Source organism: Bifidobacterium olomucense, assembly GCF_012932375.1.
Classification (GTDB): domain Bacteria; phylum Actinomycetota; class Actinomycetes; order Actinomycetales; family Bifidobacteriaceae; genus Bifidobacterium; species Bifidobacterium olomucense.
This window is the reverse complement of the sequence record NZ_JAAIIG010000009.1, coordinates 1-23,834: the sequence shown is the minus strand read 5'-3', so window position 1 is coordinate 23,834 and position 23,834 is coordinate 1. Positions and strand designations below refer to the sequence as shown.

Genomic DNA, 23,834 nt, shown 5'->3' with positions numbered 1-23,834 from the left:
TTACCGACATTCGTTAATTAACTTCGTGGTTAATTACGTGAGTATTACTATATCACTTATTTACTGTGCAGTTAATTAAAAATGCGACAAACGTCAGGAAACGTTGAAAATCAAGACTTACGAGGCGACACGCCGACCGTACGGGAGGCAGTTGGGCGACCGTCCGGCAACAGCCGCACGCCGGTGAGACAGCTGGCCAAACGACAGCAAGGCGATAGTCGAGAACGATACAGCAACGAACGATAAGCGATAGTCGTACGGGAGACAGCCAGTCAGTCGCGACGCGGCCAGCGCGAATCAGCGTACGCATTCCATTCGGCGACGAGATCCACGGCGTCAGGCTCACGCAACCAACGCACCTGGATGCCGTCCATCATGGACAGTGCGGCGAGCGCTTCACGGCGTGGATTCTCGATGCCGTCACGCTCGGCGGCGCGAGTCAAATTACCCAGAACGCGCTCCTCACGCCGCTGGAAGTACTGGTATGCCGGATGATGGTCGTTGAGCGATTCGCCCTGCAGTACGGTGTAGAGACGCACCATCTCAGGCTGCGCCACGTTGCGGGCCACCAGTGCCGCACACAGTTCGCGGATGCCGAAATCCACCGCGCCATTCCACACGTCTTCGGCCTCGACGCCGAGCGTATGGGCGAATATGGTCATGTCTTCCCGATCGCGATGCTCCAGCACGGCGATCAACAGACCGACCTTGTTTTTGAAATGGTAGATGACGGCCGGCTCGGTCAGCCCGCATTCGTCCGCCACCTGCCGCACTGCGAACCCCCAGAAGCCGTTCTGGGCGATGACGCGGGAGGCCGCTTCGATAATCTGCTCACGGCGTTCGGCCGGTGCCAGTCGGGATTGAGGTGCGTTGGTGCCGCCTTCATCTGCCCGACGTGCCATTGCCATCCTTTCATCGCCGTTTCGCTACGCCGCCATACTACCTGCCGGCGTTCCGTAACGCCACGTACGTCGTGCAGCGCCACGCAACACCACGTAACGCACCGTCATGCGCAGCGCGACAGGTACTCCATTTCAGGACAGATGAAGTTCGTTGTTGTCCTTGGCCTTGTTCACCAGATCGGTCAGATCGGAGTCGTCCACGGATACCGCGTTCTGCTGGCTCAGCGTCAGCGACAACGACCCGTCATAGGAGCCGTAGTAGCTGTCCTCTCCTGAGACGCTGATCGAAATCGAGTTCATCAGACGCTTCTTGCCGTAGTTCAGGTCCACCTTGATGGTCGGCATCTCCACGTCCTCATCGGTGCCGAAATCCCAGTTGCGCACGTCGTCGAGCGCCTGACGGTACTTGTCCTCGGCATCGCTCGTGCCGGAAGCCTCGATTTGCTGGATTATCCACGACTTCAGCCGCGGGTACTCGGCTTCGTGCGCGGTCCAGTAATTCACGAAATGCTGGGACAGCGCCTTCACGTCGATTTCGTACGACAGTTGCGTATTGCCGGAGGATTTGACGGAGGTCGTGTTCGGGAACAGTTGGGCGCGCACGTCCTTGTTTTCCAGCTCCACGCCGAAGTACTGCTGGGAGAATTTCTTGGCCTCGGCCTTCACATCGTCGGATGGTTTCGTTTCTTTGGCGCGGTCGATATCGTCCGAGTATTCGTCGCCGTTGATTTTGCTCAGCTCATCGTAGAACGTCTTTTCCGCACCGTCGATGTCCCAGGAACCGTTCTTGACCACCGCGTCCTTGACGTTCAGGATCAGGTCTGCCCAGTCGCTGCCGACCGTGCTCTTGAGATCGTCTTCGTATTGATCGGACGGATAGTAGATGTAATACGGCTTGTCACCGGCCCACGACCACGCGCTTTTGCCGGCGATGTCTCCCTTGTACCAAGCGAGGGATACCGACTGCGAATCGTTCTTGAAACTGAGCGAGGCGGAGGATTCGTCGGTGGTGCGGCCCAGCGAATACATGCCGGAGCCCTTCATATCCAACTCCCCGTCCGTGCTGCTGTTCGTTCTGATTTCAAACTTGGTGCTGCGCAACGTAGACAGCGAATTGACGGCATCGAAGGTGACGACCAACGGATTGGTAGGGCGGAAGCCCAGCAATGCTTTGATGGCGGTGAAGTTGGGGATGATGAATGCCAGTGCGGCCACCAGAATCACCGCGATCAAGGCGGAGATGGCGGCCAAGAGCTTCTTGTGGGATTTGCGCGGGGCGATCGCAACGGCCGCGGCTGGACCGGCGGGCATGGCGGCAGCACCTGGGGCGATCGGGCTTGCTGCCGGGATGAACGACGGGGGGGTCGCGGCGACCGGTGGCATCACCTGCGTTTGCTGCGGCGTCTGCTGCGGCGACTGATATGCCGGAGCGGCTGCCGGAGCGGGAATCGCGGTCGTAGGTGCGGACGTTGCGTATGACGTGCGTTGTGCGGCAGGCGCGACGGGCGGCACTGCGGAAGGCAGCGGGGTAGTGGCACGGACAGGGGAGGCCGGCGGCACTGCGGGAGCCGGCGTTGGCATCGTAGGTGCCGGCGGCATGGCGGACGCGGCTGGTGCCGGTGTCTGTGCAGTGGGCGCCGGTGCAGTGGGTGCCGGTGCAGTAGTCACAGCGGCGCCGCACACCGTGCAGAATCGCGCTGAACCATCAATTCGATTGCCACAATGAGTACAGTACGACATTGTTCTCTCCATTCCCCCAACCGGTCTGATTACCGCTTACGCACGATTTTACCGCTTCCAGCGTCTTCCGGCCGCTTCCCGTTATCCGGGCGGACCTCTTGGCAAGCCAGCGCCCCACACCTACAATGAAATCGTCTTATTGATTACCGAACCCTTAGGGAGAATTATGCTCACTGACGAGTACGTCAAGCGTGTATACGATCAGGTCGTGGCCCGCGATGGCGATCAGCCGGAATTCCTGCAGGCAGTCTACGAGGTGCTGGACACCCTCCAGCCGGTTATTGCCAAGCACCCGGAATACGAGAAGAACGGCGTGCTTGAGCGCCTGGTCGAGCCGGAGCGCGTGGTCAAGTTCCGCGTGGCCTGGACCGATGACGAAGGCAAGGTGCAGGTCAACCGCGGCTACCGCGTGCAGTTCAACTCCGCCATCGGCCCGTACAAGGGCGGCCTGCGCTTCCACCCGACCGTCAACGAAGGCGTTATCAAGTTCCTCGGCTTCGAGCAGATTCTGAAGAACAGCCTCACCACGCTGCCGATGGGCGGCGGCAAGGGCGGCTCCGACTTCAACCCGAAGGGTAAGTCCGACGCCGAAGTCATGCGTTTCTGCCAGGCCTTCATGACCGAGCTGTGCCGTCACATCGGCCAGTTCACCGACGTTCCGGCCGGCGACATCAACGTGGGCGGCCGTGAGATCGGCTATCTGTTCGGACAGTACAAGCGCATCCGCGACGAGTACTCCGGAGTCCTGACCGGCAAGGGTCTGGAGTTCGGCGGCTCGCTGGCCCGCACCGAGGCCACCGGTTACGGCGTGTGCTACTACACCGCCGAGGCCCTGCGCGTGCTGAAGAACGATTCGTTCGAAGGCAAGACCGTGGTGATCTCCGGCTCCGGCAACGTGGCGATCTACGCCGCCCAGAAGGCCGAGCAGCTGGGTGCCAAGGTCGTGACCGTCTCCGATTCCAACGGCTACGTGTACGACCCTGAAGGCATCAAGGTCGACGTCGTCAAGCAGATCAAGGAAGTCGAGCGTGGCCGCATCAAGGAGTACGCCGAGCGCGTGCCGGGTGCCGAATACCACGAGGGTTGCTCCGGCGTGTGGACCGTGCCGTGTGACATCGCCCTGCCGTGCGCCACCCAGAACGAGATCAACGAGGAGTCCGCCAAGGCCCTCGTGGCCGGCGGCTGCAAGGTGGTGTGCGAGGGCGCCAACATGCCGTCCACCCCCGAAGCCATCGAGGTCTACAAGTCCAACGGTCTGCTGTACGGCCCGGCCAAGGCTGCCAACGCCGGTGGTGTGGCCGTCTCCGGTCTGGAGATGAGCCAGAACAGCTACCGTCTGTCTTGGACCTTCGACGAGGTGGATGCCAAGCTCAAGTCCATCATGGAGTCCATCGTGGCCGCTTCCCTAGCCGCCGCCAAGGAATACGGCGAGGAAGGCGATCTGATGGCCGGCGCCAACATCGCCGGCTTCGTCAAGGTGGCCAACGCGATGGTCGCCCAGGGCGTGCTGTGACGTTGAGTGCTGTGACGTTGACGCGGCAATAGTCGCGTCAACGGGTCTCCGAGAAAAAACCGCGCTGAGCAATCCTCAGTGCGGTTTTTTCTCAGTTATAGGCCTCATTTCGAGAATTTGTTGCACTGACGGTTGCTCAGCGAGGCTTTTTCGCAGCTATCGGGCACAGCGCACAGCCCCATCCACAGCCCACACAGCTTCTCGCGAAAATGTTGCACTGACGGATGATCAGAGCAACATTTTCGCGAGGAACGCACCTCCAGTTACAGCAGCTCCAACGTCACGTCGAGCTTCAACGGCTGATCGGCGGGCAGCTGGAATTCATCGTGAACGGGCGCACCCCACGTGTCGTCGCCGCCGACACCCATCTGAGCGGCCAACAAGCGCAGGAACGTATGGCGCACAGGCGGCAGCTCATCGGCATGCAACGCCTCCTCCAGCATCAGCGAGCTGTACGGCAACAGGCTCATCGCGAACGGCGCCGCATCAGCAGCACCAACACCGGCACCCACACCGCCGGCGGTCACCTTCATGCCGAACCCGTCGGCATCGGTGATCTCCGCCCAACGCACGCCTTCATGATTGCCGGTCTCCTGCGGCACCAGATATGGCGCGAAGTCCTGCCGAGCGGTACGCGAGAACACACCCAGCTTGGCACCGTGCAAACGATCCGCATAGGTCTCCTCAGGGCCGTATCCGTAGAACTTCAGTCGATCGTAACGGGCCGGCAGCATCCATTCAATGCCGAACGCCGGCAGCGTAGAGGCATCGGCCTCGCCCGGGTATTCGGCGGTCAGGTGCACATGCAGCGACGCATCCACCTCATAACGAACCACCACCGGCGTATGTGCCACATCGGCCAGCTCGTACCGGTATTCGGCAACCAATCCGTCACCGTCGCCGATACGGGATATCCGGGTGTCCACCACGCGCGCATAACGACCGGCGGCGAACCACTGGGCGCGGTCGAAGCCGGACTTGTTGCCGCGATCGTTGTCCACCAACGCGCGGAACGTCGTGAGATTCGGACGGCGGATCACCATCTCGCGACCGTCTCGCACGAATGAAACGATGCCGCCGGCCGACTTGGACAGCAGCACTTCGCCGGAGTCGTTGTGAATTCCGGCGTTGAACCCGTCCTCAGCCACGAACGCGAAGTTCATATCCGAGCCAACACCCGACACCGCATCAGCATCGGCATCAGCATCAGCGCCGGTCTCCCCGTCGAACGACACACGCGCCACGTACTGCCCGAACGACAATTCATAACCGGCAGGTGCCCAGTCGGTAGCCGCGCCGAGACGCTGATCGACCTCGTACGTCACTTCGATACCGCTCGCAAGCTGCGCGAACGACGCCAGATCGGTCAATCGCGGGAACGCGATCGGCTCACGGACGCTCTCGCCGGCCGGCACATCGAATCGGTAGTCGGCATGCCAACGCTCCACACCATCCACCAACACGCGCGCGGTGAACACGAAGCCGGCCGTGGAGATGAACAGGTTGTCGTTCGTGATCGTCACGCCCGACTCATCCGGCAATAGCTGCACGTTCGCGTACAGCTGTTTGACTTCCTGCGCCTTAGGGGTAGGCGTACGGTCGGCGAACACAATGCCGTTGCCGCTGAATTCGTAGTCGGTGGGACGGTCTTCGAAGTCACCGCCGTACGCAAGTCGCTCGGTGCCGTCGCCGAGCCGCTGGAACAGGGCCTGATCGACGTAATCCCAGATGAAGCCGCCCTGATATTTCGGGTACTGCTCAAGTTCGGTGTACAGGTGCAGGCCGCCGGTGGAGTTGCCCATCGAGTGCGCGTATTCGCACGAAATGTACGGCTTCTGATCGTCGCCGAAGAGGTACAGATCCTTGATTTCGTCCGGTTTGGCATACATACGGCTCATGATGTCCGTAACGTCGCTGTACTCGGGATCGTTGAACACGCTTTCGTAATGCACAGGACGGGCGGGGTCGTTGGCATGCACGAAGTCACGCATCGAACGGAATACGTCGCCGCCGTACGACTCGTTGCCCAGCGACCAGATGATGACGCTCGGATGATTCCAGTCGCGACGCATCATGCTGTTCAGGCGGTCCACGCAGGCCGCTCGCCATTCGTCATGACTGCCGGGGATGGCGGTGGCCGGGCTGAACGAACCGTCGCCGTTGCTCCATGTGCCGTGGGTTTCGAGGTTGGTTTCGTCGATCACGTAGATGCCGTATTCGTCGCACAGCTCATACCAGCGAGTCTGGTTGGGGTAGTGGCTGGTGCGCACGGCATTGATGTTGAGCCGCTTGAATTCGCGGATGTCCTTGAGCATCACGGCTTCGGATACCGCGCGGCCTTCGCGCGCATCGAATTCGTGACGGTTGACGCCCTTGAAGACGATGCGCTTGCCGTTGAGCTTCATCAGTCCGTCTTCGATGGCGAAGTGACGGAAGCCGACGCGCTGGGGGACCGCTTCGATCACACGGCCGTCCGCATCCAGTGCGGTGATGGTCAATGTGTACAGGGTCGGCTCCTCGGCACTCCACGGGTTCACAGTGCCGACGTTCGCCTTCCAACTGATGGCGATAGGGGAGTCGTCAAAGTTCTCGATGGCGGGCATATCAGCAATGCTGTTTCGCCACACTTCGGCACCGGCGGCATTCGTCAACACAGCCTCAAAACTATTTGCGCCAGCGATATTGCGTACGAATGCATCAACGCTCAGATCGCCTTCGCCAGCGGCAACATCGTAGTCGGCGGTAACGCGCAGATCCTGAATGTGAACCGCCGGCTGGGCCGCGAGTTCCACCGAACGGAACAGACCATGCATACGCCAGAAGTCCTGATCCTCCAACCAACTGGCGGAGGTGAATTCGAATACCGCGACGGCCAGCACATGCTCGTCGGATACGGCAGACGCCACATCAGCAGCGCCGGCAACACCGCCCCTCAGCGCCGCGGTGACGTCGAATTCGCTGGGCGTGTAGGAGTCTTCGGCATAGCCGATGAATGTGCCGTCAAGCCACACGGCGATGGCCGTGGCGGCACCGTGGAAGATGAGGGTGACTGGATTGCCGGCGTCCACAGCGGCTTCCACTTTCGGACTCAACGTGAACTTACAACGGTATAGCGCCACATGGTTGTGCTCGGGAATACCGGGGGCTTCAGGCTCTTCGTGCCCCGACCACGGGTACTGCTGGTTCACGTACTTGTGCTTGAGGAAGCCTCGGGTCTCCAGTGTGGAAGGTACGTCGATCGTGTCGAAATCATCATCGGGGAAGGCCGGGCGGGCGAACGTGGCGTCCGTCAGTTCTTCGGCGCCGTCCTCCACATCCGCCAGATCGGCCCAGTCAGCCAGATCAGTGACAGTCACACGCCAGGTACCGTCGAGACTTTGCGTCAGATCGCTGGTCTCGCCGGCCGCCGGTGCGTGATCGTAGAACCGGTGGCTGGAGTGCGCGGCGAGCCGGTTGACCGCGAACACGCGCGGGTCGGTCAGCCAAGCCGGATCGAATCGATCGGCCTGCGCAATCGCCGGTGCAATTCCCGCGGATTGCGCAATCTTCACTGCATCAGACATAATCAATACCTTTCTTGAAGCTTCCGAAGCTTCACACCGACGCACGTCACGCTGAAGTTTCGCACGTGATATCGCTGTACGCAATGTAATCACAAACACCAGTACGACTTGGAGGCCAAGCCAAGCCGGCAAAGGAACAGCCGGGATTGCATGACTACAACCCCGGCTGCGGAAGGAGATGATGAAGTTTTCAATTGATGACGGACTGTAGGCTCAGCCCTCCTTGACGTTGAAGCCCTGATCGCTGCCGTACTTGACCAGTGCATCCTGGAAGGCGGCGAGGCCCTTCACCAGCGTGGTGGACTTGTCGGTGTACGCCTTGCCCACGTAATCGCCGTAAATGGAGTTGGCCTGACCTGCGTAGGGCAGGAACTGGAAGGTTTCGGTCACCTGGTTGGCGGCCTCGGCAAGCACCTGGTTGTAGTCCTGATCGCCAAAGTAGGCGCGCACATCATCGGAGCCCTTGAGGAAGTCGGCATCCTTCAGCGTGGCCTTGTCGGCCGGGAAGGCACCGCCATCGGTACGAATCTTGATGCCCTCCGAGCTGTGGTTGGCGAACTCGATGAACTTGAAGGCGGCATCCTGGTTCTTGGAGGCGGCGGTCACGGCCAGCGCGGAGCCACCGTTCTCACCGTTGGACGGCTTGGAAGCATCCCAGTTCGGCTGCAGGGCCACACGCATGTTGCCCTTGGCGGCTGCGGAGTTGGAAACCAGGTTGGCCGGCATCCAAGCGCCTTCGAAGATGGAGGCGATAGTGCCGTCGCCGATGCCACGGTTCCATTCGTCGGCCCAAGTGGCCACCTTGGTGTTGATGAGGTCTTCGTCGATCATCTTCTGCCAGAATTCGGCAACCGTCTTCACCTTGGGATCGGACTTGAAGTTGATCGTCACGTTCTCGCCCTCGGATTCGTACGGCTTGGCGCCGGCCTGCCACAGGAAGGCGGTCATCACCTTGATATCACCGGCGTCGGCGGTGATGTAGTAGTTGCTGCCCAGCGCACGAATCTTCTTGGCGGCCTCATAGTATTCGTCCCAGGTCTTCGGCACTTCGGTCACGCCGGCCTTGTCGAACGTGTCCTTGTTGTAGAACATGGCCTGAGGGCCGGAATCCATCGGCAGCGCGTAGACGCCGCCGTTAATGCTCACGGAGTTCCAGGTGCCGGGGGTGTAGAAGTCCTCGTAGCCGGAGGTCTTGTCCTTGATGTTGGCCAGCTGGCTCTGCTCGCCGATCACGAACTGCGGCAGGGTCATGTATTCGAGCTGCACGATGTCCGGGATGCCGCTGCCGGCCTGAATGGCGTTGTTGAGCGAGGTGACGGTAGTATCGGCCTTGCCGGTGTTGTTGAAGTCGATCTTGATGTTCGGGTACTTCTTCTGGAACGCCTCGATCACCGGCTTCAGCGTGGGCTCCCAAGCCCACAGATTCAGCGTGACGTCACCGCTGGCATCTCCTGCGAAACCGCTGCTGTTGTTGGACGAACCGCATGCGCCGACGGACACCATCATTGCCGCAGCGCCGAGTATGGCCACAGCCTTCTTCATTGACAAGCTCATTGTTGCCTTCCTCCTCATCGAGCTTATGTTTGGCCGCACAACACACCGTGTGACCGGTTACATTTCGTACTATACTCCATTGTGTAACCGGTCACAACAGCGTGTTGCATCATGTGTTGCCCCACAGCCGGCGAGCATCAGGTAAGCGACGAATATACGATTGGCATATGATCATGGCAGGTAAGAAAGCGACCATTCGCGACGTGGCGCAATTGGCCGGAGTGTCCTACGGCACCGTCTCCCGGTACCTCAACGGCAATACGCACGTTTCCACGGCCGCCGCCGAACGTATCGCCAAAGCCATCGAAGCCGCTCAGTACACCCCCAATCAGGCGGCCCGTTCCCTCGCCCAGCAACGTACCCAAACCATCGCTTTGGTGATCCAAGTGGAGTCCAACGAAACCCTGATTCAGGCCAGTGTGTCCGAGGCGATGGCCAGCGCCAATCAAACCATCGGCGACGCCGACTACCAGATGGTTACGCTGATCGCCAACACCGAAGCCTCCACCCGACGCATCGCACAGTTGGTCAACAGCGATTTCGCGGACGGCTATCTGCTGTTCTCCCTGAGCGAGGATGACGCACTTGCCGAAGCCTTTCTCAATACCGACAGTCCGGTGGTGGTGTCGGAAGTCAGCAATAACAACGAATGGCAGTTCCCGACCGTGGACTTCACCAACGCCGATGGCCAGCGCCAAATCACCGAATATCTGCTGCACAAAGGCCGCGAACGCTTGGCGTATATCTGCGGACCGGGCTACTCACCATCCGCAGTCAACCGTCTTAAAGGCTTCCGGCAGGCCATGGGGGAGCGGTTCGACGAAAACAAGGTCTATTACTCGGACGACTGGGAAATGAACAGCGGCGAGATGGCGGCCGTGGCATTCCAGCCGATGCTTGGCGAGCTGGATGGCATCGTGTGCGCCAACGACGATATCGCCATCGGCGTGATCAACCAGCTCACCCGCTTCGGGTATCGGGTACCGGACGATATCGCCGTGACCGGCTTTGACGACTCTCCACTGGCTGTTCTGTCGAATCCGAAAATCACCACGGTGCGTCAGGATTCGCGTCTGCACGGGCGGACGATGGCCGAACTGGTGCTCTCCATGATGAAAGGCACCAAAGTGGAACACGGGTACGTCAAGCTGCTGCCGACATCAATCGTCGAACGTCAATCCGCGTGATGGTGACGATTGACGGCACCTCTTTTAGCGTTTTATGCGAAAATGACTCACTGACTTTCGTTCAGTGAGTCATTTTCGCATAAAGAGAGGCTACGGGAGGGGAGAACTGCCTTGTATCGATAACTTTATCGATACACCACATGGTATTATCGATAATATAGATTTGCCAAACCAACGAAGCCAGCGTTATCGACTTGTTATCAAGGAGTATCCATGACGGATGTCAAGGCACAGCAGCCGGTCACGATATCAGTGCGCAACAGCCAGCCGGGCACACCCATCAGCCCGGACCTGTGGGGCATCTTTCTGGAGGACATCAACTATGCGGTGGACGGGGGCCTGAACGCCGACCTCATACAGAACGGCGCGTTCGAATACAACCGCACGGACAACCCCCGCTGGAGTCACCTGTTCGGCTGGACCATCGCCCAGCAAGACGCCCGGCACAGCACCGGCTACCGTGACGTGTCGATCCGCACCGACGAACCGGTGGCGGCCGAGAACCCGCATCATCTGGCCGTCCGACTCACCGGCGGCCGCACTACGCTCGTCAATCGTGGATTCGACGGCATCCCGCTGACCGCCGGCCAACAGTACGAGTGCTCGGCTTGGGTACGTACGGATGGTGCCGATGTGACGGCAATCGCCGAACTCATCGATGACTCGCCTGCCGCGGCCGCCAACGAAACCTCGCCTTTGGCGCACGCCGAAGTCACCATTGCCGACTCCCGCGGCTGGCAGCACATCAGATTCACGCTGGATTGCGCCGCAGCCACTGCGCAAGGCGCGTTGCGACTGACGGTGGCCATGGCCGATAGTGGCAACGGCAATGACTGCACCGACCCCGGCGCACGCACCGCATGCACCATAAACGCCACCTTCCGCATCGATTGGGTATCACTCCGCCCCTGCGGCAGCGACGGCAGCCCGCGTCTGTTCCGCGAGGATCTCGTACAGGCCCTGCGCGACCTGCATCCTCGCTTCATGCGCTTCCCCGGCGGCTGCATCACCCACGGCGTGGAAGTGGACAACATGTACCGCTGGAAACGCACCATCGGACCGGTCGAGCATCGCCCGCACCAGTACGGTTATTGGGGCTACTATCAGTCCTTCACCATCGGCTTCCACGAGTATTTCCTCCTGTGCGAAGCCATCGGCGCCAAGCCGCTGCCGGTGCTGCCGGTAGGCGTCTCCTGCCAGAACACGGCCGGGGGAGTGACCACCGTGCCCATGGACCAGATGGGAGCATTCGTCCAGGACGCGCTGGATCTCATCGAATACGCCAACGGCCCCATCACCTCACCATGGGGCGCCAAGCGCGCCGCAGCCGGCCATCCGGAGCCGTTCGGGCTGGAATATCTGGGTCTCGGCAATGAGGATGCGGTCAACGAGGCGTTCCGTGAACGATTCACGATGATTCACGACGCCGTCAAGCGCGAGTACCCGAACATTGCCGTCATCGGCACCGCCGGGCCGGTTCCCAACGGCGAGAACTATGAAGCCGGCTGGTCGTTCGCCCGTACCAAGCATCTCGACATGATCGACGAACACGCCTACAAGTCGCCGCAATGGTGGTTCTCGCACCTCGACCATTACGATGGCCGCGATCCCAACGGACCGGCCACCTATATCGGCGAATACGGGTCATGGTCGAACATGCAGATCAGCGCGCTGGCCGAAGCCGCGATCATGACCTCCATCGAACGCAACGGCAACACGGTTCGTATGGCCTCCTACGCGCCGCTGTTCGGCCGTTTGGCGCATACGCAGTGGAATCCCGACCTCATCTACTTCGATAACGAACAGGTGATGCCCACGCTCAATTACTGGGTGCAGCAGATGTATACGCGCACCACGATGAGCCATGTGCTGCCCACTGCAGTGGACAACGCGCCACGGTTCACGCCAGCACCCCGCGATTGGACCGGTCTGCGCTTCTCCAGCGTGGATCAGGGCACGTTCGTGTTCAGCGGCATTCGCATCACCGCGAAGAACGCCGACGGTACCGAGCAGACCGTCACCTCGCCCGCGCTGACGCTCACCGGCGCAGGTACCGCGCTCGACACCGGCCTCAAGGTGCCGGCCGACGAGTACCGCATCGATTTCACGGTACGCCGCACGGACGGCGAGGATGGGCTGATCATTGATTTCGGCGCGCTGACCGGCTCCGACTACTTCCGTTGGGCGTTCGGCGACTGGGGCAACAAGTACTACATCTTGAAGCGCGTGGGCGACGGCCTTCAGGACGAGGCCGTACCGGCGTACGAGGGCGGCGTGGAATCGAATATCGACTACCACGTAACGTTCGAAGTGTCCGGTCAGGGCAGTCGAGTACGAGTCAAGCTCAATGGCCAGCCGATCCACGACTATCAGGACAACAGCGCACAGACTCGATTCGTGGCCCACGCCGGGCGCAATACGAACGGCGAGCTTATCGTTCGCATCGTAAACGCCACTGATCAGCCGCAGTACATTACGCTCGATGGCGACGAGCCGCTGCTGACCAGCGCAACGCACGGTACGGCCACCGTACTTGCCGCCGATTGGGATGCCGGCAAGCCCTTTGAGCCCGCTCCCGTACGTCCGCGGACGGTCACCGTAACGGCAGACGACTTGTCCTCGTGGCAGGTCGAGCCGTATTCGTTCACCGTCTTCCAGCTGCCGCAGTGACGATCGGTTGGCGAACAACAACCAGTACTGTAACGATAAAACCACCCGGTTCGCTATATTGGTGGACAGCAAAGGGGTTCCTATGGTCACCATGAAAGATGTCGGACGCGAGGCCGGAGTCTCCGCCATGACCGTTTCCAACGTGTTGCGCGGCAATACGAACGTCACACCGGAGACGGCCAGGCGCGTGCGCGAGGCGGCCGACAAGCTGCATTACCGGCTCAACACCACCAGTCTGTCCGCCCGAAGCCTGCGCGTCTCCACCAGCCGACATGGACGCAACTTCAGCACCATAGGCTTGGCCATTTTCGAGCTTGACCGTCCGTATCCCTCCCAGCTCGCCTCCCTGATCTCGCAGGCTGCGGAAAAGCGCGGCTACCAGACCGTGGTGCAGGAGACCCGCATCAATGCGGAGAACGAACGCTCCATCATCGAACGGGTCTCCAACCAGTTCTGCGACGGTCTGATCTTCAGTTCCAGCCGACTGTCTGCCTCGGAAATCGAGCAACTGTCCAATCATCGGCCGACCGTGCTGCTGGACGACGACCGTCCCCAGCAGGATCTCGATACGATTCTGACTCCGAGCGAAGCCGGCGCACAGGCCGCCATCGAATATCTCTGGAGCACCGGCAAACGGCATATCGGCATCGTTGGAGGGCTTGGCGAAAACCTTGTCAATGCAGCCGGTGAAGACAACGACAGCAGTGCGACATTCGACATCAACGACACCCTCCACCGTCGTCTGATGGGCTGCTGCAACGCTTTTGAGAAGCTTGGCGTGCAGTGGGAGGACGTGCCGATCATCGCCACGCCGTGGACGGACACGGATGCTCGCAAGGCCATCGCCGGCAACGCCGATCTGGTGCGCTCCTGCGACGCGCTGTTCTGCATGACCGATACCACCGCGTTCGGCGTGATTCGCGGACTCAAAGACATCGGATTACGTGTGCCGGACGATATCGCGGTGATGGGCTTCGACGGCATTGACATGGGGGCCATCATGACGCCTTCGTTGACCACCGTTGCGGTCGATATCCCGATGGTCGCCCAGAAGGCGGTGGACCTGCTGATCGAACGCATCGATGACGAATCGGACCGCGAGCGCCAGCGCATCGTGGCCGACTTCCGCATCGCCCAGCGCGAATCCGCCTAAGGAATCAGCTCTCAGTCGATTCCGATAACACAAAAGCGGCCCCGCAAGGCCGCTTTTTACGTATGAGCAGTGTTCGCAGTACCGTTCGATCAGTCGTCGCCGAGGGTCAGGTGTACGCCGCCGACCAAGGAGCTGACCACGTTGTAGATCAGTGCGATGATGGTGGCGAGCAGCGTGAAGATCACCACTTCAACGATTGAGAAGATGGTCACGCCGGAAACCACGGTGGTCAGGGACAGCACGTTCTTCAAGTCGAAACCGTCGGCGTCAAGACCGGTGGAGGAAACGATCTGCGTAATCTGTCCGAAAACGCCGGCCAGATCGAGCAGCAGCCACACCAGAGCGGCGGCCACCACCTGAATAATCGCACCGGCGATGGAAAGCATGAACGTCACCTTGGCCACGGACCAGGCATCCACGCGGGTCAGGGACAGGCTCATGCGACGGGCGCGCGGAGCGCTGCGGCGCGGAGCCGGACGCACCGGCGTGGTACCGGACGGCAGTGCAGACTCCTCCGGATCGCTGGACACGGAACGTGCCTTGCGAGGAGCGTGACCGGAGATCGGAGCGGAACCGCTGAGCGGTTCGGCCGACTGGTTCACGTCGTACTCGTTCTGGGGCTGAATCACTGCGGGCTCGTCGTTTTCGAGGTTCTCGCTCATCGTTTCTCCTTACAGGACTCCCTACAGAGGCTGCCTACTGACAGGGTTATGGTAGCCCCACTTCTTAGCGAGGCTACCAGTGTTTCAGGACGCCTATCGTATGGCGTCCGGCTTGTTCACATTCTCACCGGATTGAGGTGGTCGAATCAGTCCTCGGCTGGGGAATCAGCCACAGATTCGTCGGCGGCATGGTCCGCAGACTCGGTGCCCGCAGAGGCAGCGGAGGCGGCGGAAGCAGCGGAAGCCTGGACCTCAGCCGACTGCTCAGCGGCTTCGGCGTCTTCCTCGTCCTTCTCCTCGTTACGCGCGATGGACAGGATCTCGTCGCCCTTGTCCGGCTTGGCGAAGGTGACGCCCTGCGTGGCGCGACCGGTGCGCTTGACCTCGTCCACGTCGGAACGGATCACCTTGCCGGACTTCATAATCGCCATGACCTGATCATCTTCGGACACCACCAGCGCACCGACCAGCGCACCACGGCCCTCGACCAACTGCACGGCCTTGATGCCCAGGCCGTTACGGCCCTGCAGACGGTACTCGGAGATGGCCGTACGCTTGGCGAAGCCTTCGTTGGTCACCACGAACAGATCCTTGTCGGAATCGTTGGGCACCACGTCCATGGCCAGCAGCTCGTCGCCGTCGCGGAACTTCATACCCTGCACGCCGGCGGTCTGGCGGCCCATCGGGCGCAGCTGCTCGTCGTTGGCCTCGAACTTCAGGCTCATGCCCAGTTTGGAGACCAGAATGATGTCGTCCTCGGCGTTGCACAGTGCGGCACCGATCAGTTCGTCGGCGTTCTCGCCGTTCTCGTCAGCCATCAGACGCACGGCGATCAGACCACCCTGACGCGGCGAATCATATTCGGCCAACGGCGTCTTCTTGACCTTGCCCGAACGCGTGGCGAGCACCAGATACTTGGCCACCTCATAGTTCGGGATGGACAGCACGGTCTGAATGGCCTCATCCGGCCCGAACTGCAGCAGGTTGGCCACATGCTGGCCCTTGGAGTCGCGTGACCCCTCCGGCAGCTCGTAGGCCTTGATACGGTACACGCGGCCCTTGTTGGTGAAGAACAGCAGCCAGTTGTGCGTGGAGGTCAGGAAGAAGTGATCCACCACGTCGTCCTCGCGCAGCTTGGCACCCTTGATGCCCTTGCCGCCGCGGTGCTGGGCTCGGTATTCGTCGGCCTTGGTGCGCTTGATGAAGCCGGAGTGCGTGACGGTGACCACCACGTTCTCCTCGGCGATCAGGTCCTCGACGTTCATTTCGCCGCTGAAGGGCAGGATGCGCGTGCGGCGTTCGTCGCCGTACTTGGCCACGATCTCGTCGAGCTCATCGCCCACGATCTTGCGCTGGCGTTCCGGCTTGGCGAGGATGTCGATGTAGTCGGCGATGCGACGCTGCAGCTCATTGTGCTCGTCGATGATCTTCTGGGCCTCCATATTGGCCAGACGCACCAGCTGCATCGACAGGATGGCGTCCGCCTGCACCTGATCGATGCCCAGGAAGTCCATCAGCTTCGGACGAGCGTCCTCACGGCCCTGGCTGGAGCGGATGAGGCGAATCACCTCTTCGATGGCATCCAGCGCCTTGAGCAGACCCTGCAGGATGTGGTCGCGCTCTTCGGCCTCGCGCTTCAGATACGCGGTACGACGGGCGATCACGTCGAGCTGGTGGCTCACCCAGTGGCGGATGAACGCGTCGAGCGACAGTGTGCGCGGCACGCCGTCGACCAGCGCCAGCATGTTCGCGCCGAACGTCTGCTGCAGCTGGGAGTGCTTGTACAGGTTGTTCAGCACCACCTTCGGCACGGCGTCGCGCTTCAGCACCAGCACGAGGCGCTGGCCGGTACGGCCGGAGGTCTCGTCGCGCATGTCGGCGATGCCCTGAATCTTGCCGTCGCGCACGGCCTCGCGGATGGAGACGACCAGTCGGTCCGGGTTGACCTGGTACGGCAGCTCGGTGACGACCAGGCACATGCGGCCGTTGATTTCCTCGGTGTTGACCACGGCACGCATGGTGATCAGGCCTCGGCCGGTACGGTAGGCCTGTTCGATGCCCTTGTGTCCCAGAATCGTGGCGCCGGTGGGGAAGTCCGGTCCCTTGATGATGCGGATCAGGTTCTCCAGCAGCTCCTCACGGCTGGCGTCCGGGTGCTCCAGCGCCCAATGCACGCCTTCGGCCACCTCGCGCATGTTGTGCGGCGGAATGTTGGTGGCCATACCCACGGCGATGCCGGCGGAACCGTTGACCAGAAGGTTCGGGAAGCGGGCCGGCAGCACGGTCGGCTCCTGCGTCTTGCCGTCGTAGTTCGGTACGAAATCGACGGTGTCCTTGTCGATGTCACGCACCATTTCCATGGCGAGCGGCGCCATACGGCATTCGGTGTAACGCATGGCGGCTGCCGGGTCGTCGCCGGGGGAGCCGAAGTTGCCCTGACCGTCCACCAGCAGGTAGCGCATCGACCAGGACTGGGCCATACGCACGAGGGTGTCGTAGATGGCGGAGTCGCCGTGCGGGTGGTACTTACCCATCACATCGCCGACCACGCGCGAGCACTTGTTATAGCCGCGATCCGGACGGTAGCCGCCGTCGTACATCGCGTACACCACACGGCGGTGCACCGGCTTCATACCGTCGCGCACATCCGGCAGGGCGCGCTCGACGATGACGGAAAGCGCGTATGCCAGATAGGATTCGCGCATCTCCTGCTGCAGGTCCTTGCGCTGGATGCGTTCGCCGCTTTCCATCAGACCGTAGTCGGTAGTATCTGCCTCCTGCGGGCTCAACGGCTCCATCGAGCCGTCCGGCGTGAACTGCTCGTCGTTCTGATCGTTCTCGTTGTTGTTCGTTTCGTCTGCCACTTCGTTTTCCTTTAGTTATCAGGCGTCAATCCAGCGCACGTTCTTGGCGTTGCGTTGGATGAAGAGTCGGCGGGGCTCCACTTCGTCGCCCATCAGCATCGAGAAGGTCTCATCGGCTGCTGCGGCATCTTCGATATGCACCTGCTTCAAGATGCGGTGTTCGGGGTCCATGGTGGTCTCCCACAGCTCCTGATAGCTCATCTCGCCCAGACCCTTGTAACGCTGGATGCCTTCGCCCTTGGGCAGCTGACGGCCGGAAGCCTTGCCCTCGGCAAGCACGCGGTCGCGTTCGGCGTCGGTATAGACGAAGTCGTGCGGGCCCTTGGTCCACTTCAAGCGGTACAGCGGCGGCATGGCCACGTACACGTAGCCGGCGGTGATCATCGGGCGCATGTAGCGGAAGAACAGGGTCAGGTTCAGCGTGGCGATGTGGGCGCCGTCCACATCGGCATCGGCCATGATGATGACCTTGTGGTAGCGCACCTTGGAGATGTCGAAGTCCTCGCCATAGCCGCCGCCGACCGCGGTGATCAGCGATTCGATGGTGTCGGACTTCATCATGCGGTCCAGGCTGGCGCGCTCGGTGTTCAGAATCTTGCCTCTCAGCGGCAGGATGGCCTGGGTGATCGGGTTGCGGCCCTGAATGGCGGAACCGCCTGCGGAATCACCCTCCACGATGAACAGCTCGCACTCTTCCGGATTCGAGGACTGGCAGTCCTTGAGCTTGTCCGGCATGCCGGCGGACTCGAAGATGGACTTGCGGCGCGTGTTCTCGCGGGCCTTCTTGGCGGCCAGACGCGCGCGGGAGGCTTCGATGGCCTTCTGGATGATGTTCTTGGCCTCGGACGGGTGTGCGTCGAACCAATCGCCGAGCTTGTCGGTCATCACGCGCTGCACGAAGGTCTTGGCCTCGGAGTTGCCGAGCTTGGTCTTGGTCTGGCCTTCGAACTGCGGGTTGGTGAGCTTCACGGAGATCACGGCGGTCAGGCCTTCGCGCACGTCGTCGCCGGAGAGGTTCTCGTCCTTGTCTTTCAGGATGCTCTTCTCGCGGGCGTACCGGTTGACCAGGCTGGTCAGCGCCGCACGGAAGCCTTCCTCATGGGTACCGCCTTCGGTGGTGGAGATCGTGTTGGCGAAGGTGTGCACGGCCTCGGAATAGGCGGTGGTCCACTGCATCGCCAGTTCGGCGGAGATGCCGAGCTTCAGGTCCTCGGCCTCGAAGCTGATGACTTCATCCTCGACCGGGGTGGCCTTGCGGGTCTTGACCAGATAGTCGACGTAATCCTTGATGCCGTTGGCGTACTGGTAGGTGACGGTCTGGTGGGTCTCGCCGGCGTCCGGCACGTCATCGCCGGTGACCTCGTCGCCGGCCTGATCGTTCTCGCGCAGGTCCGTCAGGCTGATCTTCAGGCCCTTGTTCAGGAAGGCCATCTGCTGGAAGCGGGAACGCAGCGTCTCGAAATCGTAGACGGTGGTTTCGAAGATCTTCGGATCGGCCCAGAAAGTCACCGATGTGCCGGTGGACTCGCCTTCCGCCATCGGCTCGCCCTGCTTCAGGCGAGCGGTGGGGTGCTGGTCGATATACGTCTGGGTCCAGTGGAAGCCCTGACGACGCACTTCGATATCCACGCGGGTGGAAAGCGCGTTCACCACGGAGATGCCCACGCCGTGCAGACCGCCGGAGACCGCATAGCCGCCACCGCCGAACTTGCCGCCGGCGTGCAGCTTGGTCATCACGGTTTCCACACCGGAGACGCCTTCGCCGGGCACCTCGTCGACCGGGATGCCGCGGCCGTCATCCACCACGCGAATGCCGTTGTCCGGCAGGATGGTGACCTCGATATGGCTGGCGTATCCGGCCAGCGCCTCATCCACCGAGTTGTCGACGATCTCGTAGACCAGGTGGTGCAGGCCGCGCGGGCCGGTGGAACCGATGTACATACCCGGGCGAATACGTACCGCCTCAAGTCCTTCCAGAACCTTGAGGTCGGACGCCTCGTAATGCTCAGGCGCCATCGACTCGTCGAGCTCGCCCTCGGTGAGCTCCGCACTGTTGATGTGCTCTGCAGCCGCCTTCAGCTGCTCCTCTTTGCTGGTTTCGTCTGCCAACAGGCTTCCTCCCAATGACTACAGGGTCAGCCTCGCCAATGAAGGTCATTCGCAAGGGTATTATGGCTTATGAAGCCCGTAAAGGGCTCTTCCAGCCGTTTGACCATACTGCATGTGATTTTACTCGTCTAACACGACGAGCGCCATAGCGAGGCTTCTACGCGGTTTCTTCAGGTTTTTCGCAGTTTTCGTTGTTCGTATGTTCATCTGCGCGTATCGCTGAAGTCGCTTTGCCGCGGGCCGCCTTGCTGACATCGCCCTGTTGGAACCCGGTCGGAACCGCCCGATCCCAAGCCGAGCATGATGCACTCTGGGCAGCCGGGCTCTCAAGGACTTATTCGGATTTGAATTATTCGGACTTGTTTATTTCCGTCTGGCCCATTTGCGGCTATAGCCCACGGCCGGCCCGGTGACGCGAATCTCGTCGATGGTCAGTCCTTTGAGATTCTTGCGTATGGTATCGGTCAGCTGAGGTATCAGATAGGTCAGCTGCGTGGCCCATACCGCCGATTCGGCACGAATCACCAGTACGCCGCCGCTGAAATCGGCCACCGCCGAATGTGCGGCCACACCCGGGCCGACCACCTGATCCCAATGATTGCGCAGTTGCGCCAGCTTCAGATTCGTAGACCACACGCCGTTGCCGGCGATGGTGGTCATCACGCTGCCCAGTTCGGCTGGGTCGCGTCCGGCCTTGCCGAAATTCTCGATGGCTTCCTCACGCCGACGCCGGCGGTCCTTCAGTATCGCCCCGCGGTGGGAGATACGCTCGAACACTTCGGCCGGCAGCTTGGTCTCGTCCAGATGCAGCTGACGGGCGATCGGCGGTTTCACGAGCGCTCCTCAGACCGACGTTGCCGAGCGCGGACCACCGCGGCCATCGCTTCGGCAAACGCAGCATCCGCGCCGGCATCAGTCGAAGATGAGGCAGTGCCGATGCCCGACGCACCGGCAACGTTCCCGTCACGAACACCGGCCAACGCACCGACGTCAATCACATGAGCCTTCTCACGGCTCGGCAGTGCCGGTACATCGCCGAGGGAAGCCGTCGTGATCAATACCTGATCCTGACGCCCGGCGAACTCAAGAATCTGCGTGCGGCGATGGTCGTCAAGCTGGGCGAACACATCGTCGAGAATCACGATCGGATTGATGGCCAACGTTTCGCGCACCACACGGAACAGCGCCATTTTCAAGGCCAGCGCCATGGTCCACATCTCGCCGTTCGACGCGAATTCGCGGGCGGGGCAGCCGGACAGGGTCAGTTCGAGATCGTCGCGCTGCGGGCCGATCAGGTTCACGCCACGGGCCACCTCGCCGGGGTAGATGCGCTGGAAATGCTCGCTGATATGCGGGTGCGGATCGTCGCCGTACAGCAGCACCTCATCGAACGATGGGGCATAGGTGAGACGGACCGGCTCGCCGCCGCCCGCCAGATCGGCGTAGATCGCACTGAACGGCCCGGCAAGGCGGTCGACCACCCGGTTGCGCATACGGGTCAGGGCCACGCCGGTTTCGATGAACTGGCCGGTCCAGATCTCCAAACCGCTGAGCGCCGCATCCATCGGCTGCCCGGTGTTCGCGGCGGCCCCCAGCTGCTTGAGCAGGGCGGCCCGTTGCCGGCCGATGCGGGTGAGCTGCTGCAGCGTGGCCATATAGTCCGGTTCCAGCAGGGCGGCGGCCTGATTCAGGAATCCGCGGCGGGAAGCCGGGTCGCCCGACACCAGACGCTGGTCTTCGGGGGTGAAGGCCACGCTGGGGATGCTTCCGACGATGTCGCGCAGATACACCGAAGAGCCGGAATTGACGCGGGCTCGGTTGGCGCCACGCGCGTGGATCGAGGCCTCATAGGTGGTGGCCTGCTCTGTTGCGCGATCGTCGGCATCACCAGCTGCGTTACCGTCCGCGCGACCATCCATCACATTCGCGCGAATCGTGGCGGTCGGCTGGCCGCGCTCGATCAGCGGCAACGTGCTGGAGACCCGGTGACTGGTGCCGGTGGAGAGCACTTCGACGGCTTCCACCAGATTCGTTTTGCCCAGACCATTGCGGCCGACCAGAATGTTGACGCCTGGTACGAAATCGACCACTACCTGACTCCAGGAGCGGTAGTGGTCGAGCGCTAATCGAGAGATATACATCGTAGCTTTTTCGCGGAAAACCGGGGTTTTTTCGGATTGTGGGGAGTAGTGGGGAGGGGTCAGTTGTTGAAGCGCATCGGCACCAGCAGGTAGCGGTAATCCATGGATTCGTCGGAATCGGACTCCTGCTGACCGTTGAACTCGACCGGCTTGACCGGGGTCGTCATCTTGATGCGAATGTACGGCTCGGTCACGGCGGACAGACCTTCCTTGAGGTAGGAGGGGTTGAAGGCCACGGTGATGTCGTCACCATCCATGTCGATGTCCAGCGTTTCGTTGGCCTGGGCCTCATCCACGGAACCGGCGGAGAGCGCCAGTTCCTGACCGGAGAAGGTCATGCGGATCGGAGCGTTGCGCTCGGCCACCAATGCCACGCGGCTGATGGCGTCGAGCAGGTCCTGCTTGTTGACCACGGCCTGAATCGGATAATCGTCGGCGAACAGGCGGTCCACCGCCGGGAATTCTCCGTCGATCAGCTGGGAGGTGGAGACGCGGCCGGCGTTTTCGAAGCCCAGCAGCGTCGGGCTGTCGGCGTCGAAATCAAGTTGGATGTTCTGGTGCTCGTCCAACGAGCGGGCCACATCCTTGAGCAGGGTGCCGCGCACCAACGTAGTGGTATCAACATTGCTATCGGCCGGGGTCCACGTGTAGGTGGCGCGGGCCAGGCGGAAGCGATCGGTGGAGGTCATGATGACCTTGTCGCCGCGGAACTGCATGCGCACGCCGGTCAACACCGGACGATTTTCTTCGCGGGAGACGGCGACGGTCGCCTGGCTGACGGCCTGCACGAACGTCTGGGCATCAACTTGGCCGAGCATGGCCGGGACCACGGGCAGATCCGGGTATTCGGTGTCCGGCATGAGCTGCAGCGTGAACTTCGACTTGCCGGAAGTGATGGTCAACGTGGAACCATCGGTGGCCAGCATTGTTTTCTCCGAACGCAGCGACTTGGTGATGTCGGCGAGCAGTTTGCCCAGAACCAGAACGCTGCCGGCTTCGTCCACACCGGCCTCGATGTGATGGCGAGCGGAAATCTCGTAATTGAAGGCGGAGAACTGCAGGGTTCCGTCGATGGCTTCAAGCTTGATGCCGGCGAGGATCGGGTTGGAGGGACGTGAGTCGATGACTCGGGAGGTCCAGGCTACGGCATCGGCCAGGGCTGCGGTATCGATTTCGACTTTCATGTGGTGTTCGTTCCCTTCATCAGATTGGCTGAGCAACATTCTAGCTGTTGACAGGTGGGTTCGGTGCCGTCCGGCTTCGCGGCGTTACTGTGGCGGTGATGACCTTTACGTAAGTTCGTAAGTAATCGTCATAATAAGCGCGGTGGATAGTGTGGATAAGTGGGGAAACCCCTACTGCGGCAACGTGGGAGAACTAGTGAGCTGTTGTGGATAACTTCTGGATATCCGGTGGACAAGTCGCCGAGTTATCCACCGTCTCGAAGACGGTTTTGAGTTTTCCACGGCGAATGTGCATTTATGCACGAGTTATCCACAGGAAAACAGTGGGTCATCCACGACTTATCCGCAGAGTTTACCCACATTTGTGAATAACCATGTGGATAACTTTTCCCCTTTCTTATGCGCCGGCCGGCGTGTTGCGGACGTCTTCCGGCTGGGAAAATCGGTTTCACAGACCGTTTTCGGCACTTTTCTTCGGGCGGCGCGCAAAACATCGAAAAACGTTCTGTCAGAGCGATTCTGCTGGATTGGGGTGTTGGGATGGCTGTGCGCGGCGGACGGGCGGAGGGTTGGCGGCGGATTGGAGAGGGGG

The 23,834-nt window shown here is 61.2% G+C and carries 14 protein-coding genes and 1 pseudogene; 4 read left to right on the top strand and 11 right to left on the bottom strand.

Annotated features, from left to right (window positions below):
• Positions 1-272: 272 nt before the first annotated feature.
• The 3 genes and pseudogenes from G1C97_RS09175 to G1C97_RS12545 all read right to left on the bottom strand — a co-directional run.
• A complete protein-coding gene (locus G1C97_RS09175; RefSeq protein ID WP_205832594.1) occupies positions 273-902 on the bottom strand; it encodes a TetR/AcrR family transcriptional regulator in 630 nt (209 codons plus the stop codon).
• A 132-nt stretch (positions 903-1,034) separates the two neighbouring features.
• Positions 1,035-2,570, bottom strand: coding sequence for a hypothetical protein (locus G1C97_RS12335; RefSeq protein WP_240951090.1), 1,536 nt, complete (start codon positions 2,568-2,570; stop codon positions 1,035-1,037).
• Positions 2,571-2,576: 6 nt separating this feature from the next.
• Positions 2,577-2,642 (bottom strand): annotated as a pseudogene (locus G1C97_RS12545) (zinc-ribbon domain-containing protein); the annotation flags it as partial.
• 166 nt (positions 2,643-2,808) lie between these two features.
• Between G1C97_RS12545 and gdhA the strand changes: the two are divergent.
• Positions 2,809-4,155 (top strand): NADP-specific glutamate dehydrogenase, encoded by a 1,347-nt coding sequence (gene gdhA, locus G1C97_RS09165; protein ID WP_169241505.1) that lies wholly within the window; start codon positions 2,809-2,811, stop codon positions 4,153-4,155.
• A gap of 263 nt (positions 4,156-4,418) precedes the next feature.
• Here gdhA and lacZ read toward each other — a convergent pair whose 3' ends face one another.
• A complete protein-coding gene (gene lacZ, locus G1C97_RS09160; protein WP_169241504.1) occupies positions 4,419-7,718 on the bottom strand; it encodes a beta-galactosidase, LacZ type in 3,300 nt (1,099 codons plus the stop codon).
• A gap of 213 nt (positions 7,719-7,931) precedes the next feature.
• A complete protein-coding gene (locus tag G1C97_RS09155) occupies positions 7,932-9,272 on the bottom strand; it encodes an ABC transporter substrate-binding protein (protein WP_169241503.1) in 1,341 nt (446 codons plus the stop codon).
• A gap of 173 nt (positions 9,273-9,445) precedes the next feature.
• On the opposite strand from G1C97_RS09155, the gene G1C97_RS09150 reads away from it, so the two are divergent.
• The 3 genes from G1C97_RS09150 (at position 9,446) to G1C97_RS09140 (ending at position 14,282) form a co-directional block, all read left to right on the top strand.
• Complete coding sequence (locus G1C97_RS09150) at positions 9,446-10,459, top strand: LacI family DNA-binding transcriptional regulator (protein WP_240951089.1); 1,014 nt, start codon at positions 9,446-9,448, stop codon at positions 10,457-10,459.
• 213 nt (positions 10,460-10,672) lie between these two features.
• Complete coding sequence (locus G1C97_RS09145) at positions 10,673-13,129, top strand: alpha-L-arabinofuranosidase C-terminal domain-containing protein (protein WP_169241501.1); 2,457 nt, start codon at positions 10,673-10,675, stop codon at positions 13,127-13,129.
• Positions 13,130-13,211: 82 nt separating this feature from the next.
• On the top strand, positions 13,212-14,282 hold the full coding sequence (locus G1C97_RS09140) for a LacI family DNA-binding transcriptional regulator (RefSeq protein WP_169241500.1): 1,071 nt from the start codon (positions 13,212-13,214) through the stop codon (positions 14,280-14,282).
• An 89-nt stretch (positions 14,283-14,371) separates the two neighbouring features.
• Here G1C97_RS09140 and G1C97_RS09135 read toward each other — a convergent pair whose 3' ends face one another.
• The 6 genes from G1C97_RS09135 to dnaN form a co-directional block, all read right to left on the bottom strand.
• Complete coding sequence (locus G1C97_RS09135) at positions 14,372-14,944, bottom strand: DUF3566 domain-containing protein (protein WP_169241499.1); 573 nt, start codon at positions 14,942-14,944, stop codon at positions 14,372-14,374.
• A gap of 146 nt (positions 14,945-15,090) precedes the next feature.
• A complete protein-coding gene (gene gyrA, locus G1C97_RS09130) occupies positions 15,091-17,808 on the bottom strand; it encodes a DNA gyrase subunit A (RefSeq protein WP_335341358.1) in 2,718 nt (905 codons plus the stop codon).
• 18 nt (positions 17,809-17,826) lie between these two features.
• Positions 17,827-19,917, bottom strand: a complete 2,091-nt coding sequence (gene gyrB, locus G1C97_RS09125; protein WP_100497192.1) for a DNA topoisomerase (ATP-hydrolyzing) subunit B — start codon at positions 19,915-19,917, stop codon at positions 17,827-17,829.
• A 363-nt stretch (positions 19,918-20,280) separates the two neighbouring features.
• Complete coding sequence (locus G1C97_RS09120; RefSeq protein ID WP_100497193.1) at positions 20,281-20,751, bottom strand: DciA family protein; 471 nt, start codon at positions 20,749-20,751, stop codon at positions 20,281-20,283.
• The gene (recF, locus tag G1C97_RS09115) at positions 20,748-22,058 is read right to left on the bottom strand and encodes a DNA replication/repair protein RecF (protein WP_169241498.1); all 1,311 of its coding nucleotides are present in this window, start codon (positions 22,056-22,058) and stop codon (positions 20,748-20,750) included. The genes G1C97_RS09120 and recF overlap by 4 nt, the downstream gene beginning before the upstream one ends.
• Before the next feature lie 59 nt (positions 22,059-22,117).
• Positions 22,118-23,242 carry a DNA polymerase III subunit beta gene (gene dnaN, locus G1C97_RS09110; protein WP_100497195.1) on the bottom strand — a complete coding sequence of 375 codons (1,125 nt, stop codon included), beginning with the start codon at positions 23,240-23,242 and terminating at the stop codon, positions 22,118-22,120.
• Positions 23,243-23,834 lie beyond the last annotated feature (592 nt).

Coding starts and splice junctions, on each gene's coding strand:
- G1C97_RS09175 (WP_205832594.1), bottom strand. CDS start 902: ATGGCACGTCGGGCAGATGAAGGCGGCACCAACGCACCTCAATCCCGA.
- gdhA (WP_169241505.1), top strand. CDS start 2,809: ATGCTCACTGACGAGTACGTCAAGCGTGTATACGATCAGGTCGTGGCC.
- lacZ (WP_169241504.1), bottom strand. CDS start 7,718: ATGTCTGATGCAGTGAAGATTGCGCAATCCGCGGGAATTGCACCGGCG.
- G1C97_RS09155 (WP_169241503.1), bottom strand. CDS start 9,272: ATGAGCTTGTCAATGAAGAAGGCTGTGGCCATACTCGGCGCTGCGGCA.
- G1C97_RS09150 (WP_240951089.1), top strand. CDS start 9,446: ATGGCAGGTAAGAAAGCGACCATTCGCGACGTGGCGCAATTGGCCGGA.
- G1C97_RS09145 (WP_169241501.1), top strand. CDS start 10,673: ATGACGGATGTCAAGGCACAGCAGCCGGTCACGATATCAGTGCGCAAC.
- G1C97_RS09140 (WP_169241500.1), top strand. CDS start 13,212: ATGGTCACCATGAAAGATGTCGGACGCGAGGCCGGAGTCTCCGCCATG.
- G1C97_RS09135 (WP_169241499.1), bottom strand. CDS start 14,944: ATGAGCGAGAACCTCGAAAACGACGAGCCCGCAGTGATTCAGCCCCAG.
- recF (WP_169241498.1), bottom strand. CDS start 22,058: ATGTATATCTCTCGATTAGCGCTCGACCACTACCGCTCCTGGAGTCAG.
- dnaN (WP_100497195.1), bottom strand. CDS start 23,242: ATGAAAGTCGAAATCGATACCGCAGCCCTGGCCGATGCCGTAGCCTGG.